Raw genomic sequence first — 17,391 nt, 5'->3', positions numbered from 1 at the left:
GTTTTTCGAAGTATGTTCTAGGAAGTTTAATTGCAATCTTGGACCCTTATCCAAAAGGTGTAATGTAAAGAGTTGTGAAAAATTGCACTTTTTAAAATTTTACTTGTACATAATATCCTATAAACATGATGTTCCTTAAAAAACTAAAAAGTATTACTTATGTACTATAATTTTTCTTATGTAAAATAGAAACATGAAAATTTCAAGTATTACGGGGTTTATAAAAAAGTAGGATAGGTTGTGAAATTGTTAAAAGTTGAACAGTACTTTCAGAAAATCGTACTATTCATTACGCCATTTCGATATGATATATTTACAATTGTTAAACCCTCAGAATACGATTTTTATGAAAGGCAACTCTTTACAGAATGCACCTTTTGTAAAGAGGTATATTACCTTCTAATAGTCGGTATATTTCATAAATTTTATCCATTTTTTTTGGTGATAGATTTAGATATATCTGAATTTTTACAAAACCAATTATTCGCCCTTCAAGAAATTATCATTAAAATAATCATAACCATTAAAGAACTTTTTTGAATTCCTTCTTTTCTTAAAAATCTCTTCTGAAGGCATTACAAAATTAGAATCAACCGGCTGATACCGATAACTGCCGCCATCATATATTTTTATCACCCTTGACTTCGTTTTACTATTAATTTCCGGAATAGAATTGGCGTAAAAAAGCTTTACATAGACCTTGGGATTGAGAAAATAGGGTGGATTTCCTGTAAGCTTTTCTCCTTCCTCAGCGCCAACAATAAATAGTACTTGCCCAATGGAGTGCCAAGTGCTTTCTCTCAAATAAAAGCCATAGCTTAAATTTGCTTGGTAATATTGCTCATAAATATTTAGTAATCCATTTGAATCCATAGTTATTTTCTTTTGTCAAGGCTCCCTTCATCAAAAGCAATCAGATTAAACAATTCCCGCATTCGGCTTCGAACGCGATGACCATATCGTTCTTCTAGTTCATCGGCACCGAGGTTAGTTGTGGCGTGTGTTTTAATTTTGTGTTTGGACTGAAGGTAAAGTTCATATCGAGATAAAAGTACTTCGCCCATCACATTAAGATCTTTACCATAAAACCTTCCAGGTGGCTCGATGCCCAAATCATCAAAACAGAAAAATTTAGTATTCCCATATTCCTCGATGGTTTTAAAACCGAGATGGTTGAAACTGAAGGCTACATTCCTGCACGGAATTATCTCGTAGGGTCGTTGCGTTGGTACGATATGTCGCAGTAGTTTCATTAACGTAGTCTTTCCGCATCCCACAGGTCCTGAAAGAAGAATGCCCTTGTCAGGGTCTATTTCGTTCTTTTTACAATTCTCTTTGTCCTTGATGAAATAGTGGCACAGTTTACGAATGATAGCCGTGTCCTCTTCGTAGATCCTAAATTGCTTGCCAAAGAGTAATTTTCCCTTTGCATTCAGGTAAATCAGGATTTTGTCGAAATCGTAGAGAACGCTATTTCCATCAAACTCCCCAAGAGAATACTCCATTCCACCTTCGGTAATTTTAGAGGGGTTGTCCATAGTCCTTGTTTTTAGTGGTTCGCAAGTTGTCCTTGATTCGGGACACTTGTTTTTTGTTTGGTTTGTTTTCCTCTTCAAATAATTCGGCTCTGTCCATCCAATTTGTTGCCAAGGCACGCCAATCTCGAATTTCTTTTCCATCGCTCGTCTGCCAATTCCGAGTTTCATAATACGCGAAGAATTTTTTTCCTTCATCAGTATTAAAACTTTTTTCAATAAAAAAATCAATAACGGCCTGCCAGCCCTTTGGTTTTATATTGTTTACTTGTTTGGTATTGTTTATAGTAGATACCAGTGCTTGTCCACTGATAGGACGGTGCGGGTCCACAACTTGTCCAGATATGGGATGGTGCCGTTCATGAACAAGTACACCATTAGGACGGTACTGTTCTGCAACCTGTTCCAATATAGGACTGTACCGTTCCATATCAGGTTCATTACTTGTACCGATAATGGACATCTTGATTTTGCTGCCCTTGTATGGATTGTTGGAAGGAAAATAGGAAAGGTAAGTCCAGGAATGTAAATCGGTTACACATTTGTGGTACGTAGATTTTGAGCCTATTTTTGAGGCAAGCATCAAGTCTCTGCGGTTCACGTAGAATTCAATTGCAAAGCGGCTGCTGTTCCATTCTTGAAATAACGCCATATACAGACTGATATGAGTCGGATTTAGACGGTCATCAAAATAGAACCTTTCAAAAGCCGCATTCAGTAGCTTTATATAGTTCATGTATTATGGATTTAAGTGGTGCGTGACCCGGTTGGCCTCCATTACCCTATGAATTTCAGCAGAGTCATAATAAATGAGACCGCCTATTTTAATGTAGGGTAGGGTACCGTTGATGCGTAGATTTTGTAGGGTACCAGGGCTTATCTGAAGAAGGTCTATGACTTCAGCAGATTTAAGATATTTCTTGATGGTCCCGGAAGCTTGTTGGGTGAGAAGGTTTTTAATGTCATCGAGCAATTCCATTTTGAAATCCCGGAGGTCGTCTGTGGTAATAATACTTGTCGGCATAATAGAAGGGTTTTAATAGAAAGGGACTATCTAATTTTTAATTTTAGATGATAGCCCCTGACCTGATTTGACTTTCGTTTCACAAAACTGAGAAGTCGTTACCGATATATTTCCATAGCTATGATAGAGGTGGGGAAGTTTTTATTGATATTTATTTTGGCGGTTTTTGATTCATTTTGGTCGATAGACCACTGCTTGTACGCATCAAATACGCTCAACTATTATCCCAAAAGGCCCTAAAACAAAATCTCCCACCTTGGGATAGGGGTGGGAGATTTTGATTCAGTCATCCAAGGCCTCCATCCGCTGCTTGAGCATCTCGATAAGCTTGTCCAGAAACTTGGTCCTCCCGGTTTTTCTAGAGCGAATTTCGATAAAGGTGTGGTAGTAGTTCCCAAGGTCCACATTATAAAAATATTCGAAGTGTGCCGCCAGTTCTTTGATGTCCACAGTCCCACTGTTTATCGAATTACTGGAATGTAGGGCATAGATGAGCTCGGTCAGGTCGGTCTTGCTCCCGGTCCAAAATAGTTTTGACGGTTTTTGCATAGGCATAACTTCAGGGTTTTCTAGGAGATTGTTCAAATTGTCTACTTCGCCTTGTAGGTACACGATAAGCATATCATAAGCCAATATGGTGGCTACGGTACTATCCTGACACGTAGAGAATTCATTATCCGTTAAAAAATGAAAAGATGCTGCAGGAAGTCTTATGTCCCTATTTCCCCTGACAAAGTATTGTTCATCGAAGGAAATGGCACCGCGACGGTAGTAATTATAGAATTCTAGGTTATCATTAAAAAAAGTCTGGAGTTTATCAATTTGGAATTTGAGATATTTGGTTTGGGCCTTATGATTACCTATAGGTCGTTTACACTCAATTTTAAATAGCCTAACGTAATAAATAAGCTTACTGAAAATCTTTGGTTTGACGTGTTTAAAAAAGTAGATTTCATCGGCTTGCGATTCAAATTTTTTGTGGATGATATTCGTTTGTAGTTTTTTAATACATTTTTCTACCAATACAATACCTTTTTCTGCCCTAAAGAGTACATCTTTCCCATTATGCTCCAATGTTTCCAATTGAGTCTCAAATTCCGTTAGTAGCCTTAAGTATTCCATGATGATTAAAATTTATCATTTGCCTTATATCATTCTAGACCTTTTTAATATATGATTTTCTTCAATTTGGAGATAGGCACACTTGTCATATTGATTGATTTGATATAGCAATATTGTTATAATGCTACAGCCTTGCAATAATTCATGTTACGCATTTTATAAGATCATTTGCATTTTACGTATTGAGGTGTTAATCCCATGTTTCATACCTTTTAAAGTAATATTTTGATAATTACATAATATTTTAACATTAATTTTTATGTTTAATTATAATATTATGAAAAACTTCCCTAATTATAAACAACTGGATTCCTGGGATTGTGGCCCTACAAGCCTAAAAATTATAGCACAACATTTTGGAAACAAAATCGATATTGAAAAAATAAGAAGGGAAATAGATTTCGAAAGAATCGGTGTTTCGCTTAATTCTTTGGAATCCGCTGCAGCAAAGATTGGGTTCGATCACCATTCCATAATGGTCACTTTTGATGATCTAAAAAACAAAGCCCCGTTACCTTGTATCTGTCATTGGGAGCAAAATCATTTTTTGGTGGTCTATAAAATTAAAAAGGACAAGGTATTTGTCTCAGACCCAGGGAAAGGAAAGTATACCTTAAGTATTAAGGAATTCTTACAAGATTGGTCGACCAATTCACAGAAAGGAGATGAGGCGGAAGGAATTGCCATGCTTCTAGAACCGAATGAACTTATAGGCACACAGTATATAAGTGATGGTAAAAAAAGCCATGCCCATATTTATAATTTCTTTTTTAGGAGACTATTGAACGAAAGGAAAGTTCTTTATTCTTTAGTGTTCGGTTTGGCCGTAGCCGGTATTCTACAAGTTTTATTGCCTATAATGACCCAATCAATTGTTGACCAAGGAATATTTTTCCAAGATAGACGCTTAATATGGGTGTTGATTATAGGACAGCTCTTTTTCTTGCTTATAAACTTTTTAGTGGAAATCGTAAGAAAATGGATATTACTTTTTTTATCGATGAAATTAAACCTGCAATTAATGGAATCCTATTTAAGTAAATTGTTATCCCTACCGATTTCTTTTTTACAGAGAAGAGCAAAAGGGGATGTAATAAATAGAATCAATGATTCGAATAAAGTAGAATCTTTTTTGACAAAGCATCTATTAGATTCCTTATATGATGCCACTATATTAATAGTGCTATCCATTCTATTATTCATTTACAGTCCTCAAATTTTTGGGATTTTTATTGTTGGAAGCCTAATGTATGTATTATGGATCTCCTTGTTTATGAAAAGGAGGGCGATCTTGGACCATGAGTCTTTCGGGCTCAAATCAAAAGGACAAGGATATGAGCTGCAGCTTATCTCCAATATTGCGGATATAAAAACCAGTGGTTCTGAAAATCGAAGGAAAAAGGAATGGTACGAAAATCAGCTTAAAATTATAAAAACTAAGACCAAATCCCTCAAACTTCAAAACGCCCAAGAGAACCTAGCCGACATTATTAGGAGTAGTGTCAATATATTTATACTGCTGATATCCGCATTGGCGGTAGTTGACGGAACTATGACCTTGGGAACCATGTTGGCCATACAGTTTATTCTTGCACAGACCAATATACCACTTAATAGAAGTGTTGACTTTATGCTTGAGCTTCAGGAAACAAATCTTGCCATGAGCCGGTTATCTGAAGTTTTTAGAGAGGAACCAGAAGATATTTCCGAAATGAACATTTCCTTGCCCAAAGGCTCCTTTGATATCGTCATTGACGATATATCGTTTGGGTATCTTGGACAGAACAATTCTATATTTAATGGATTAAGCCTTACAATACCATCAGGTAAGACAACAGCAATTGTAGGCGCTTCGGGTTCGGGCAAAACAACATTGTTCAGATTGATACTAGGTTTTAGAGAACCTTCAAAAGGACGTATAACCCTTGGAGGTGAAAACCTTAATCAAATAGGTATTTCAGATTGGAGAAAACGATGCGGTACCGTTCTACAGGATGGAAAAATATTTGATGACAGCATTATTCGGAACATCACTGAATCAAATTCAAACGAGAAACTAAACGAACTACGACTTAAAACTGTTCTAAAGTGTACAAAACTTGATGAAATGGTATCCGATTTACCTAATGGACTTAACACGAGAGTAGGGGAGAAAGGTATACTTTTATCTGGAGGGGAAATACAAAAGGTTTTGATTGCTAGGGCACTATATAAAGACCCTGATTTCCTGTTTATGGACGAAGCCACATCAGCTTTGGACGCTACCAACGAATCAGAAATAAAAAAGAACCTTAATCATTACCTTAAGGAGAAAACGGTAGTAATTATTGCACATCGACTTTCCACGGTAGTCAATGCAGACCAGATTATAGTAATGGATAAAGGCAAGGTTATCGAAAAAGGCAATCATATAGAACTAATGAAAATCGGTGGCAATTATTCACGTCTGATAAAAAACCAGCTTGGAAATGGATAACGATACAGATATTTTAAACGGCACATCGGAATTCATGGGAAGGACATCAAAACATTTCCTAACTTATGGAAATGCCCTGAGTTTATTTACAGTAGCCACTTTAGTGATCTTTGGCTTCTTTGTATCATTCAACCAGACCATTGAGGCGGAAGCTTTGATTACAAGTAATCCACCACCTGTTACCTTATTATCAAGAATAAACGGCAAAATTCAGGAAATAAAAATCAGCTCCGGAGATACCGTTAAAGAAGGTGAGGTGTTGGCTGTACTAGAGTCTTCAGGAGAATTTATGGACATTTTATATCTAGATAGCTTATTAGCTATTGATCAGACCATTGCTATAGCCATAAATAAACTCCTGGAGTTTTATCCGGTCAATTTAAGATTAGGTCCAAGCATACAGGAGTCCTATACGACTTATATGGAGTCTTATTTATCCTATATTTTATTGCAGAGTTTGGAAATAGAGAACGGGAACATTTATAGTATGAAAGAACGCAAAACCTTAACAGAAAAACAGATTTCATCTAAATATCAGCAGCTAGAAACCTCAAGGGATAAGCTTAAGTCCGGTAAAATGAATCTAAATAGGTATCTCCAATTATATAAGAAGGGAGTATTCTCAGAAAACGAGATGGAAATAGAAAAAAGGAACTACCTAGATCTGTTAAACCAGAAGTTGAAAACCCAGGAGGAATTGGAAGCATTGAGTATATCCTTATCCGACATTTCCAACCAGACTAAAAGTTCGCAATCATATTTAACAAGCAAATACGTTATGAGCTCCTCCAAACTTCAATTGGACCGGCAGACCTTGATTTCCAAAATAGAATTTTGGAAGCAGCAGTACCTATTTACTAGTCCAATATCCGGAATAATTTCCACATACGATTCTTGGCATAAAAATCAAGAGGTTAAAAAAGGCGAAAATATTTTCACCATTGTCTCAAATACGAGCGATAATATTTTTGCAAAATGCAAAGTTCCTATACAGAATACCGGTAGTTTAATTAAAGGACAAAAGGTATTATTACACATAGACAATTATCCTTATCCGGAATGGGGAGCATTGGTAGGTACGGTCAAAACTATATCTTCTGTTCCTAAATTAGGACCAGTCCCGTATTATTTGGTAGATGTAGAACTCAAAAATTTGACCACCAACTTTGATAAGGAATTGCAGTTCAAACACAATATGAACGGAAAGGCATTTATTTTATTAAACGAATTAAGTCTCTTCCAACGCGTTATTTTCAATTTAAGAAAAACATTCCGGCAATAATGAGCAGTTTCTTGTATAAAAGTAAATTCATTCAGGTCATTGTAATGCTTCTAATCTCTTGTGATTTAATCTCTCAGGAATTTCAAATTGAGGATTGTGACAGATTATTTATGGAAATGAGTTCATTACCACTTTCTGAAAGAATTTATGAGTTGAATGATTTTGAAGGGACTTCCGAATGTGCAGAAAATGCTGCAAACCTATTATCCAAACAAGCCAAAATCGAAAGAGATAGCCTTACCTTATCTAAGGTTTATGCAATCATGGCTTATCGAACGAACCCCAAGTATAGCCTTTCTTACGCTGATTCCTTAATTACTATTAGCAGTAAGCCAAGTGATTATTATTTTCTTGAAAAACATATTATAAAAGGATATGTATACTATTTCCTGGAAAATCCATTAGCCGCTTCCCATGAATTTGCAAAATCATACAATCTAGCAAAGGAATATGATGATTTTGATGTTGAGGCTAGGTCACAGATATGGATTGCCACCACTAAAGAAGCTCAAGGAGGAAGCGCCCAAGCTTTAGAAATTTATTTCAATGCTCTTGAGGATATTGAAAATTGGAAAACAACTGACATCGAAACCAAATCGGAATTAAAATCATCGGTTTTACAAAGTATTATCGTACTAGAATTAAACAGAAAAAATCCTGATAATGCTGAGCATTACATGACCGAATTCAAAAATATTCTTCAATTGTTTCCTGATGAATATCAAGCGCAAAAATCCCGTATGTGGGACGGAAAATTAGCGTATTTAAAAGAGGATTACGACAAAGCTTATGACATTTTAAAAAGAGAACTAAATACGACACACGGCTCGGAAAAATTGGATTTACTATTCACAATGGGTGAAATTCAAGGTAAAAAGAATAATCACCTTTTAATGAAACAAAATTTTAACCGTTTCGATTCTGTTTCCGTTGCGTTCAATTTACCGCCAATACCGGAGAGCAAAAATGTATATCTCTTTCTTTTAAATGAGGCTATAAAAAATAATAGTAAAGACAAGCAATTGGAGTATTATGATAAACTCATTTCAATTGACAGTTTTCTTACTGCTAATAAAAATGCATCCGATTTGATTGAACTGCCTGGGTATTCCATAAAGGATATCCGGAATGAGAGAGATAAGCTAATCAATAGGTCTAATAAAAAGGATTATGGTCTTATTTTTTTAGGGATAACCACATTTGTAATCATAGTAGCACTTATATTCTATTTTAGAAAATATAGTAAAGCGCAAAAATCGTTGTCCGATTATTTGGATAATGAATCCATTGAAGGAAAAGCTAGCTCGAAAGGAAAAAAACCGTCTGGAAAATCTACCGTAAAAAAAATAGATAAGGAAATTGAAGCTTCTGTAAAGATTGCGCTTCATAAACTTAATATGTGGGAAGCAAACAAGGGGTTTACGGATAAGGATGTCGATATGAATATATTAGCCAAAATATTTAAAACCAATAGGACCTACATATCAAAGGCCGTTAATGTATATAAGAATAAAAAATTTAGGGCTTACATAACTGATTTAAGAATGGAGCATTTTGTTCAAACAACCAAAAAGGACTACGATTATAAGAACAAAAACCTCAATACAATTTTAGAGGAATTCGGTTTCAACTCAATCGACACTTTCAATCGTGCTCTTAAAGCTAAGCTCAATAATAAAAATATCACACCCGCTATGTATATGAAAGAAATTATTAAACGCAATACGTAAAATGCGTATTCGATTTCCTTATTATCAGGCTTTTATAGTCTTTCTTAATTATATTTATCAAAACTATTAATCGTTAAACAAAAGATTCCATATTATGAAAAAATTACAAAAGAGTATCGGAAAAAAACTTACAAAAACTCAAAAAAACCATGTAGTAGGAGGGACACTGCCACTTGAAAAAAAAAGAGCTACTAAAAAAATATAATTCTTGATATAATTTTATTTTTGAAATTATATCAAGAATTGTTAGGGTAGAGACTAGATGAAATTTTAATTTACAAAAGAGTTATCATTAAGCTTCTACCTTTTATACTATTCAAACTTAACTGTTCTACAATTATCCGAACTTGACAATTAATGAAAATGTCTGTATGCCATTTGCATTATCAATTCAAATTAATTTCATTCAATGATGATTTGGATGTTAAAAATTAAGTGTAAAATATGAAACTTCTTTTTACGACCATTCTAGGATTAGTAACACTTTGCTCCTGCTCACAGGAACCTGAACCATTATTTGAATATCCTTTATTCCAGAATTATACAGAAATAGTTAAGGAACATAATATGGTATACGAAAACGATTTTTTAAATCTTGAATCTACCTCAAATTCAGAGACAAAAAATTGGTTAATAAAACAAGATAGCATTGTAAAAAAATATTACGACATAAATGGTTTGGAACGTTTTAATACCCACTTGGAAGAGATAGGAAACATTAATAGCCCTGATTATTATTGGTTAAAGAATAGTAGCAAAGAATATTTTTATTGGGGTGATAATGATTCTACCCAAGTATTATATATGGGATCTAAATCCTCCAATATTGTAAAACCAATTTTCTCGGCAACGTATGATAAAACAATTCATTTTTATGCGCCCAATATTGAAGGCACAAAATTTATTCTTTTTGTAAGTGATGAAAATGGGGATTACTTACGCGTTAAAGATATACCAACAGGTGAGACCTTATTCGAGACTGATAAGGATATGAATACTCAGCAAGTATCATATGCTGTATGGGCTAACGAAGATCAAATAATTTATACGGGATGGCCGAATCATGAGAACTCTAAAGATTCTTATTTGGCAATAGCCAATATTACTACGGGGAAAACGAAAACGATTTTTAGCGGAAATAAAATAGCTGAATATAACAACGAACATTTTTTGCGACCTAATATTAGATATGGTTCTGATGTCCTGCAAGCTGTTATCGTTAACGGTGGAGAGCAATATAACGGTTATAACACATCACTACAGAACATTGAATCAAATCCTAAATGGAAACAAGTTATGCATGAGAAGGATAGTGTTATATATTATCCGACGGAAAGAAATGGCATAATGTATTTTTTAAGATATAAAAATGGTGAAAAGACACTGGTTAAAACCACAGTTGAAGACATTAGCCACCCTGGAAAGGATATAGTTCTTTTTAAAGCAGAGAATCAAGCTGTAATTACTGATTATGCAGTTACGGAATCTAAAATTTATGTAATTACCTCAAAATATGGAATAGACCATAGATTATATGCAATAGATAAGAATAACAATGCGGAATTATTGAATTTGAACTATCCTATATCTGGATTACGATTCTATCATACCGATGCTTCTTTATCGTCAATTGTATTGCTGCAATCCAGTTGGAGAGAAAACTATGTTTTTGTCAATGTTGATGATTCATTAAATATTAGAATTAACAATAAAGTCACCAGAAATACACCAGAAGAATTTAAGAACATAGAGAATGACATTGTTGAAGTTAAGTCTCATGATGGAACGATGGTTCCAATGACAATAATTAAGCCTAAAAATTTTAATACCAATAGTTCCAATAAGGCTATAATTATGGCTTATGGTGCATATGGCATATCCGTAGAACCATTTTATAATGCCGCCATATTGGATTTTGTGAGAAATGGAAATGTTTTTGCCGTTGCACATGTAAGGGGTGGCCCTGAAAAAGGATTGAAATGGTATACAAGTGCTATCAAGGAAAATAAAAAAAATTCATGGAAAGACCTTTTATCATGTTCTCAATACTTAAAGGATTCTGGATATGTCAATACAGATAAACTAGGGGTATATTTCGCTAGTGCCGGTGGTGTGACAGCCGCTATGGCAATAAATGAAAATCCTGACATGTTTAAAGCTGCCGTTGGTGAAGCTCCGATGTTGAATCCGTTGAGATTAGGTTATCAAGCGAATTACAATGCAAGCGACAACGATTATGATTTTGGGACCAAATCCACATTAGAGGGGTTTAAATCCCTTTTGAAACTTGACCCCATAATAAACTTGAAGAAAAATAGAAACTATCCCAATACTCTTATAATAAGTGGAGGACAAGATGAATTGGTGCCAATATATGATGGAGCAAAATATATAGCATTTTTGCAAAGTCAGAAAATAAAAACGAATAATGCTTACCTACTGGACGTTGTTAAAGATGAGGGACACAATTTATCTCCTTTGGAAACAACCAGGAAAGCACTGTTCTTTTTTAACAATGAGCTATAGACATAATTTATACTTCTTATTCTTTAAGGAAAAGAATGTTTTTCAGCCGTAAAAATTATTTTTTTTCAATTTTTGTCTCAAAAATTCCATGTCTTCACTTACCTTTTTTTCAATTACCCTATACCCTATACCCTATACCCTATACCCTATACCCTATACCCTATACCCTATACCCTAGCGTAAATTTGGGTAGTAGCTAATTTCATATGCTCTAAAGTTTTAAAACTTATGCCTTTTTTCAAAAGTTTAAAACACTGTCCAAGGCCAAATCTGCATCTCGATGAATAAAGTTTGATTGATAATTTAAAGTTGTTTTAAGGTCGCTATGTCTATACAGTTTTTGAAGCATTAAGGGGTGAATAGTATCACCAGCAATATTTCCAAAACTATGTCTAGCGATATGCATGGTGATTTTCTTATTAATACCGGCTTTCTTAGCTATGGATTTAAGGCAGTCATTAAATTTTTTATTGGCCGTTTTCAATTTATTGAAAACATCCTTGGCGTTTTTTAAATCTGCTTTTTTTAGCTCTGGAAAGATGAAGTCGTCTTCATTTTTTTTGTCTACGATATACTGTTCTAGAATTGGTATTATTTTTTTTGGAATTTTTAAGGATAATATTTTTGAGTTTTTGCCCATTCTATAATGAAAGCGATTATCGTAGATATCTGACCAACGAGTTTTTAGAACGTCGGAAACCCGCATTCCTGCAAAATTGAAGCTGAAAAGCCATACATTTCTTGTGTGTATTTCTCGAAAAGTTAAGTCTTGGACCGATTCAATATTCTGTACTTCAAAAGTTGTGAGTCCTACTTTGGTGGTTTCCGGAAATCTGATTTTTATTTTATCGGAACCAAAAGGATAAAGTTCTTTATTTACTATTTTTTGTTTAACAGCCCTATTGTACAACAAGCGAATTAATACAAGAATATTCATAATTGATGTTTCCGATAGGGAATGTTTTGATTTGAGATAGACCATTAACTTTTTCAGAAAGCGTTCATCGATTTCTTGAAAGGTAAGTTGTTTTGATTTATGAAATTTAAAGATAAATCCAATCCAAGCTTTATCGCAAGAAAGCCGATTCAGTTTTTCAGCTTGTTTCAAATCATCTAAATGTTCTTGGGAAATCTCAAAAAAGGTGAACTGGTTATTTGAACTAAAAATCTCTTTTTTTATTTGATTAGCGGAGGCATCCCTTTTTTCGGATTGCAGATGAATAAGTGCTTTGTTAGCTTCTGAAAGGTTTTGTGATAGCAGACTATTTAAACTATCCGAATTGTAATGTGATTTTTTTACACGAATATTCTTTTCATCCCAATCCTCAAACTCAACATAATGGCCGATATACTGATATGTTGATCGACGATTTTTTGTAATACGAATAGCAAGAGGGTATAAGCCTTCTTTATTAGGCTTTTTACGAAGAACTATTTTAGCATTTGATGACATAATTGACCTGTTTTGTTTGCGAAAGTCAAATCAGGTACAACATTTGGTCTAAAAGACGATATAAAGATACGTTTTTATTACCTTCTCTAGGTACAACATAGGTACAACAAATGTTGAAATCAATTGATATTAGATGATATCAAAGAAAATGAAATATCACGTAATCAATTGGAAATGAACGACTTTGATATTTATTGGTCAAATATACGCTAGACTTAGGATCTAGTGCCGCAAGGTGTGAGAGTTCGAGTCTCTCCGCCTGTACAAAGGGAAAGCCGACTTTTAGGAGTCGGCTTTTTTAGTTTTGGTCAATGATAGGTCAAACATTTAAGTATTTATCTTTAGTATTAAAAGATTAACTGTTACCGAGGTAAGGGGGTACTGTTTAGAATTTAATAGAGACCACGTGTAAATTAAACTCATCCCTTATCTAAATGCTTTTTTATTTTGTATTCGCACGGCATTTGCATGCTGATTTGTTTTTTCTGAGAGCAAATTAAGTTCAAACAAAAACATTATTTTATTTTATGAGAATTGAATGGAGGAGATTCATTGCGATTTTGGACAATATTTTTAAAAGTTTAAATAAAGGTGGGATTATTTATACTGGTTCAGATAAGTATAAATTAGGTTTATTTGAACTTTTTTAAGCTAAATACAGTTCCAAAAAGGTCGATTTATTGGACAGAACGAGAATTCATCCAAATCCATATTTATCCTGAAATAAGACCTTCTGTCTAGTCTTCAACGTAATAGGACACCAAAGCGGCAATTGCACCCAAAGCCAGCGTTTTAAGAACACCCCGGAAAAATCCCTTTTGGTTAACTTTTGATTTTAGAACACCAATAATCAAAAAATCAATGCTCGTCAGCATGGAAGACCACACAAAGAGACTGCACTTTATCGCGCCCAGATAATCCCATACATAGATCGATAATGGAATAATACCTACAGGTACAAAAGAGGCAAAGGTTAACTCGTATATGACTGCCGTGGAATTTTCGTCCATTGACAACTCCAGTTCTTCCTTCGTTATTAAATCTACCCATCTATCTTTATTGGCGGTATTTCCTTCCACGATTTGTTCCAATAGTTCCCCTTCAAAACCTTTTTCAGCATAGATTTCACGAATTTATTGCCACTTACCTAAAGTCGTATTTTGACGATGTATTTTATCCTCGTTATGCCTCTTTTTGCCAATTTTATTCAAATCGAAAATAGTATCTGTATTGGCGTAACTACTTGATCAAGACCGAAATTTTTATGGTCTATTACTTATTTCTGAAAATTGCTTTTATAAATGTAATTGTTTGAACAGCTATTTTAAGGGTGCCTCTTTCGTCGTTTTTAAGAATAGCATATTGCCAAGATCCGAAGTTTCTTTCTATTTGTTATCAAGTGGCGAGAGATCTACTTTACTCATTTCGTCAGGATTTTCGAAAGCTGTTCTACGTTCAGGTATTGGAAATACCGTGCAGTGGCATTAAATTTCTCGTCTAATAAAACTAGTGCTGGTAGTGAAAAAGGTTTATTCTTTTGCCTTCCCATCAATAAAGGAATCTGATGTACAGGGTTCCTTTTGTTAATCCTTTCATTGGTGAATTTTTCATTTCCGAACGTAATGGTGTCCGTAGTCTCAACGTTCATTTTTACGGCATAATACTCCTTGTTCAGCAGAGCTATTATTTTTTTATCCGTAAAAACTTCCTTTTGCATTCTTATACATGGGCCGCACCAATCCGCATAAAAATCGATGAACACTTTTTTCGGGTTCGTTTTGAGCGAATCCTCTAATTGCCCGAAATCGAGCCAGTGAACTGCTTTTTCGCTTTGGGAAAAAGCGGTGTTGGCCGACATCAAAAAACACGTAAACAAAATGGATGTTATGAGTACTTTCAAAATTTTATAACGAATTGATTTTTAATCCTATGAAAACCGTTCGTGGCGCGGCAGGGCCATATACATAGTTGCTATCGCGGTTTTTGCCGATATCGAAATCTTCCTGGTAGCTGTTTGTAACATTTTTTATACCACCATAAAGTTGAAGTTCAGTGCTTAATTTTTGTAAATCAAAAGTGTACCCTACACGCAAACTGAGCTCCGTAAACATAGGCGTCTCATCATACTCATCTACGGTCTGGCCCGTTCCATCACCGGCAAAGTGGGTAATATCCATCTTACCAGTATAAATCAGATTAGCACTTGCGGTCAATTTTTTTATTGGAGTATAGGTAAGGGTAGCATAGCCATAGTCATTGGGTGTTCTTAGAAATTCCCTTATGGCAGGAAGCCCCTTAACATTTTCTACTGGATCATCGAACAAACTGGATTGTATCGTAAAACCGGCCTCTAGCTCCACTACATAATCAAAATTGGCACGTGCTTCTAAGGTCAGGCCCTGTACCATAGCTCCACTACCGTTTCTCTTTTCAAAACGCTCCCCAAATTCATCTTCACCTAACGGAAATTGATAAAAGGCATCGTTCAAATGGGTGTAAAATCCTTCTATTGTAAATCCTGCTATAAAATGTTCTGTAGCCTTGTCATAGTTTACTGAAGCGGTAAAACTATTGGAACGTTCCTCAAATAAATCGTCAGATAATGAAATTCTAGAAACTCCGCCACCAGCAAAAGCAATATGTAAGTCAGTATCAAAAGCCTGTGGTGCACGAAAACCAGTACCCCATCCTAAACGGAACTGAGTTGTTTCCTTTAATTTGTAAAGGAGGGACAGTCGTGGGCTAAAAATGGCGTGGTCCACCAAGTTATGCTTATCAACACGAAAACCTGATAAAAAATTCAAGTTATCCGTTATTTCCCAATCATTTTGGACAAAGGCACCTAAGGTTTTTGTTGTTTGGTCAATAAGGTAGTTGTAGGAATCGATCTCGTCAAATACATCGTCATAGATATATTCCACACCACCCGTAAGAACGGTAGTTCCTCCAAGCAATTCATCGAATCCTTTGTTGTACTGCACACCACCTTGGTGTGTTGTCACTTCAGAAATACCATAGGGAGGGGCGGCGTAAAAAGCTTGTTGTTCAGTTTCATCATCAGGTACGATTCCCGTATAATGGTCCCGATCGGTTCGTTGGCCACCATAATAAAAGATAAGTGAGCTTTTGTCAAAGTTGATTTGATAATCCAAACTACCCATAAGTATATGATGGTCGCGTTCTTCGGACTGTTTTGCTAAATAAGCTGGCTTATCAACAATCTCGCCGCCGTAGCGATATTCATAAAGGCTACTTACACTAGCTTCTAATTTTGAATTTTCCGTAGGTAGATAAAAAGCATTTACTCCAAACGAATTGTCTTTGAGTTCCGGCAATTCTGAGTAGTTGTCACCATTGGCATCGTAAGCCGTTCTTCTCCTATTACTAACAAAAAAATTAGCTCCGGCATTGGCGTCTTCATTGATTATAGTGGCATTACCATTGATTAGGTTCTGATCGGCTCCGTCTATATTTTGATAGGTATAGCTAAGGCTATAACTATTTTCTTTTGGAATTTTTGTAATTACGTTTACTGTACCGCCAATTGCACTAGAGCCATAAAGGGCGGAAACCCCACCACGTACAACCTCGATTCGTTCAATCATGTTCACGGGAATTTGTTCTAGACCGTAAAGCCCTGTTAATGGACTAAAAATAGGGCGTCCGTTGATTAGGATTTGTGAATAGCCCCCCTGAAGACCATTCATACGAATTTGACTATAATTACAGGTCTGGCAGTTAACCTCCACGCGCAGGCCAGGTTGAAAACGAAGTCCTTCAGAAAGATCTGTGGCCGTGACTCGTTCTAAAGTCTTACTATTAATCAAATTAACAATGACTGGTGAATCCGTTCTGCGTTTTTCTGTACGTGTTCCTGTTATTACGACTTCATCCAAAACTTCGTTGCCCTCTTGAAGAGCAAAGTCTATAACCTCGTTAGAGCTCTCCAACAGATTTAATTCCTTTCTTAAGGACCTATACCCTTGTGACTGCGCAATGAGTATAAGCTTCCCAGTGGGTATTGCAAATTGATAACTGCCGTCCGCATCGGCACTGGTGCCAATTGTTGTACCCTTTATATAAATACTAGCAAATGGTACAGGCTGGCCTTCAGAGGTAACCGTACCTGAAACGGTGGCTGTTTGGTCTTGTGCAGCGCCAAAAGCCGATACTAAAAACAGAGTGTAAAAAAAATATTTCATAATTGTTAATTATACTTATCTTGATTTATAAATAAAAATTT

General features: G+C 35.3%; 13 protein-coding genes. 4 read left to right on the top strand and 9 right to left on the bottom strand.

Annotation, left to right across the window (positions count from 1 at the left end; all coding sequences use genetic code 11):
* Positions 1-480: 480 nt before the first annotated feature.
* From ES765_RS02720 to ES765_RS02700, 5 genes are all read right to left on the bottom strand, one after another.
* Positions 481-873 (bottom strand): hypothetical protein, encoded by a 393-nt coding sequence (locus ES765_RS02720; protein ID WP_138111055.1) that lies wholly within the window; start codon positions 871-873, stop codon positions 481-483.
* A gap of 2 nt (positions 874-875) precedes the next feature.
* Positions 876-1,538: a cell division protein ZapE gene (locus ES765_RS02715; RefSeq protein WP_138111054.1), complete on the bottom strand. Its 663-nt coding sequence runs from the start codon at positions 1,536-1,538 to the stop codon at positions 876-878.
* On the bottom strand, positions 1,522-2,271 hold the full coding sequence (locus ES765_RS02710) for a hypothetical protein (RefSeq protein ID WP_138111053.1): 750 nt from the start codon (positions 2,269-2,271) through the stop codon (positions 1,522-1,524). The genes ES765_RS02715 and ES765_RS02710 overlap by 17 nt, the downstream gene beginning before the upstream one ends.
* Before the next feature lie 3 nt (positions 2,272-2,274).
* Complete coding sequence (locus tag ES765_RS02705; RefSeq protein ID WP_138111052.1) at positions 2,275-2,559, bottom strand: helix-turn-helix domain-containing protein; 285 nt, start codon at positions 2,557-2,559, stop codon at positions 2,275-2,277.
* A gap of 282 nt (positions 2,560-2,841) precedes the next feature.
* A complete protein-coding gene (locus ES765_RS02700; protein ID WP_138111051.1) occupies positions 2,842-3,681 on the bottom strand; it encodes an RteC domain-containing protein in 840 nt (279 codons plus the stop codon).
* Positions 3,682-3,958: 277 nt separating this feature from the next.
* Between ES765_RS02700 and ES765_RS02695 the strand changes: the two genes are divergently transcribed.
* From ES765_RS02695 to ES765_RS02680, 4 genes are all read left to right on the top strand, one after another.
* The gene (locus ES765_RS02695; RefSeq protein ID WP_171017209.1) at positions 3,959-6,157 is read left to right on the top strand and encodes a peptidase domain-containing ABC transporter; all 2,199 of its coding nucleotides are present in this window, start codon (positions 3,959-3,961) and stop codon (positions 6,155-6,157) included.
* The gene (locus ES765_RS02690) at positions 6,150-7,439 is read left to right on the top strand and encodes an HlyD family secretion protein (RefSeq protein WP_138111049.1); all 1,290 of its coding nucleotides are present in this window, start codon (positions 6,150-6,152) and stop codon (positions 7,437-7,439) included. Before ES765_RS02695 ends, ES765_RS02690 begins: the two co-directional genes overlap by 8 nt.
* On the top strand, positions 7,439-9,169 hold the full coding sequence (locus ES765_RS02685; RefSeq protein WP_138111048.1) for an AraC family transcriptional regulator: 1,731 nt from the start codon (positions 7,439-7,441) through the stop codon (positions 9,167-9,169). The genes ES765_RS02690 and ES765_RS02685 overlap by 1 nt, the downstream gene beginning before the upstream one ends.
* A 444-nt stretch (positions 9,170-9,613) precedes the next feature.
* Positions 9,614-11,695 (top strand): prolyl oligopeptidase family serine peptidase, encoded by a 2,082-nt coding sequence (locus ES765_RS02680; RefSeq protein WP_138111047.1) that lies wholly within the window; start codon positions 9,614-9,616, stop codon positions 11,693-11,695.
* Positions 11,696-11,933: 238 nt separating this feature from the next.
* On the opposite strand, the gene ES765_RS02675 is transcribed toward ES765_RS02680, so the two are convergent.
* The 4 genes from ES765_RS02675 to ES765_RS02660 form a co-directional block, all read right to left on the bottom strand.
* Positions 11,934-13,148, bottom strand: a complete 1,215-nt coding sequence (locus ES765_RS02675) for a site-specific integrase (protein WP_138111046.1) — start codon at positions 13,146-13,148, stop codon at positions 11,934-11,936.
* A 737-nt stretch (positions 13,149-13,885) separates the two neighbouring features.
* The gene (locus ES765_RS02670; protein ID WP_262710654.1) at positions 13,886-14,272 is read right to left on the bottom strand and encodes a VIT1/CCC1 transporter family protein; all 387 of its coding nucleotides are present in this window, start codon (positions 14,270-14,272) and stop codon (positions 13,886-13,888) included.
* A gap of 296 nt (positions 14,273-14,568) precedes the next feature.
* Positions 14,569-15,048, bottom strand: coding sequence for a thioredoxin family protein (locus ES765_RS02665; protein ID WP_249356196.1), 480 nt, complete (start codon positions 15,046-15,048; stop codon positions 14,569-14,571).
* A 4-nt stretch (positions 15,049-15,052) separates the two neighbouring features.
* A complete protein-coding gene (locus ES765_RS02660; protein WP_138111044.1) occupies positions 15,053-17,350 on the bottom strand; it encodes a TonB-dependent receptor in 2,298 nt (765 codons plus the stop codon).
* Between the last annotated feature and the right edge of the window lie 41 nt (positions 17,351-17,391).

This window comes from Maribacter sp. ACAM166, assembly GCF_005771495.1.
In the GTDB taxonomy this organism is placed as follows: Bacteria; Bacteroidota; Bacteroidia; order Flavobacteriales; family Flavobacteriaceae; genus Maribacter.
The sequence above is the reverse complement of the archived record's forward strand: the minus strand, read 5'-3'. Positions and strand labels throughout refer to the sequence as shown.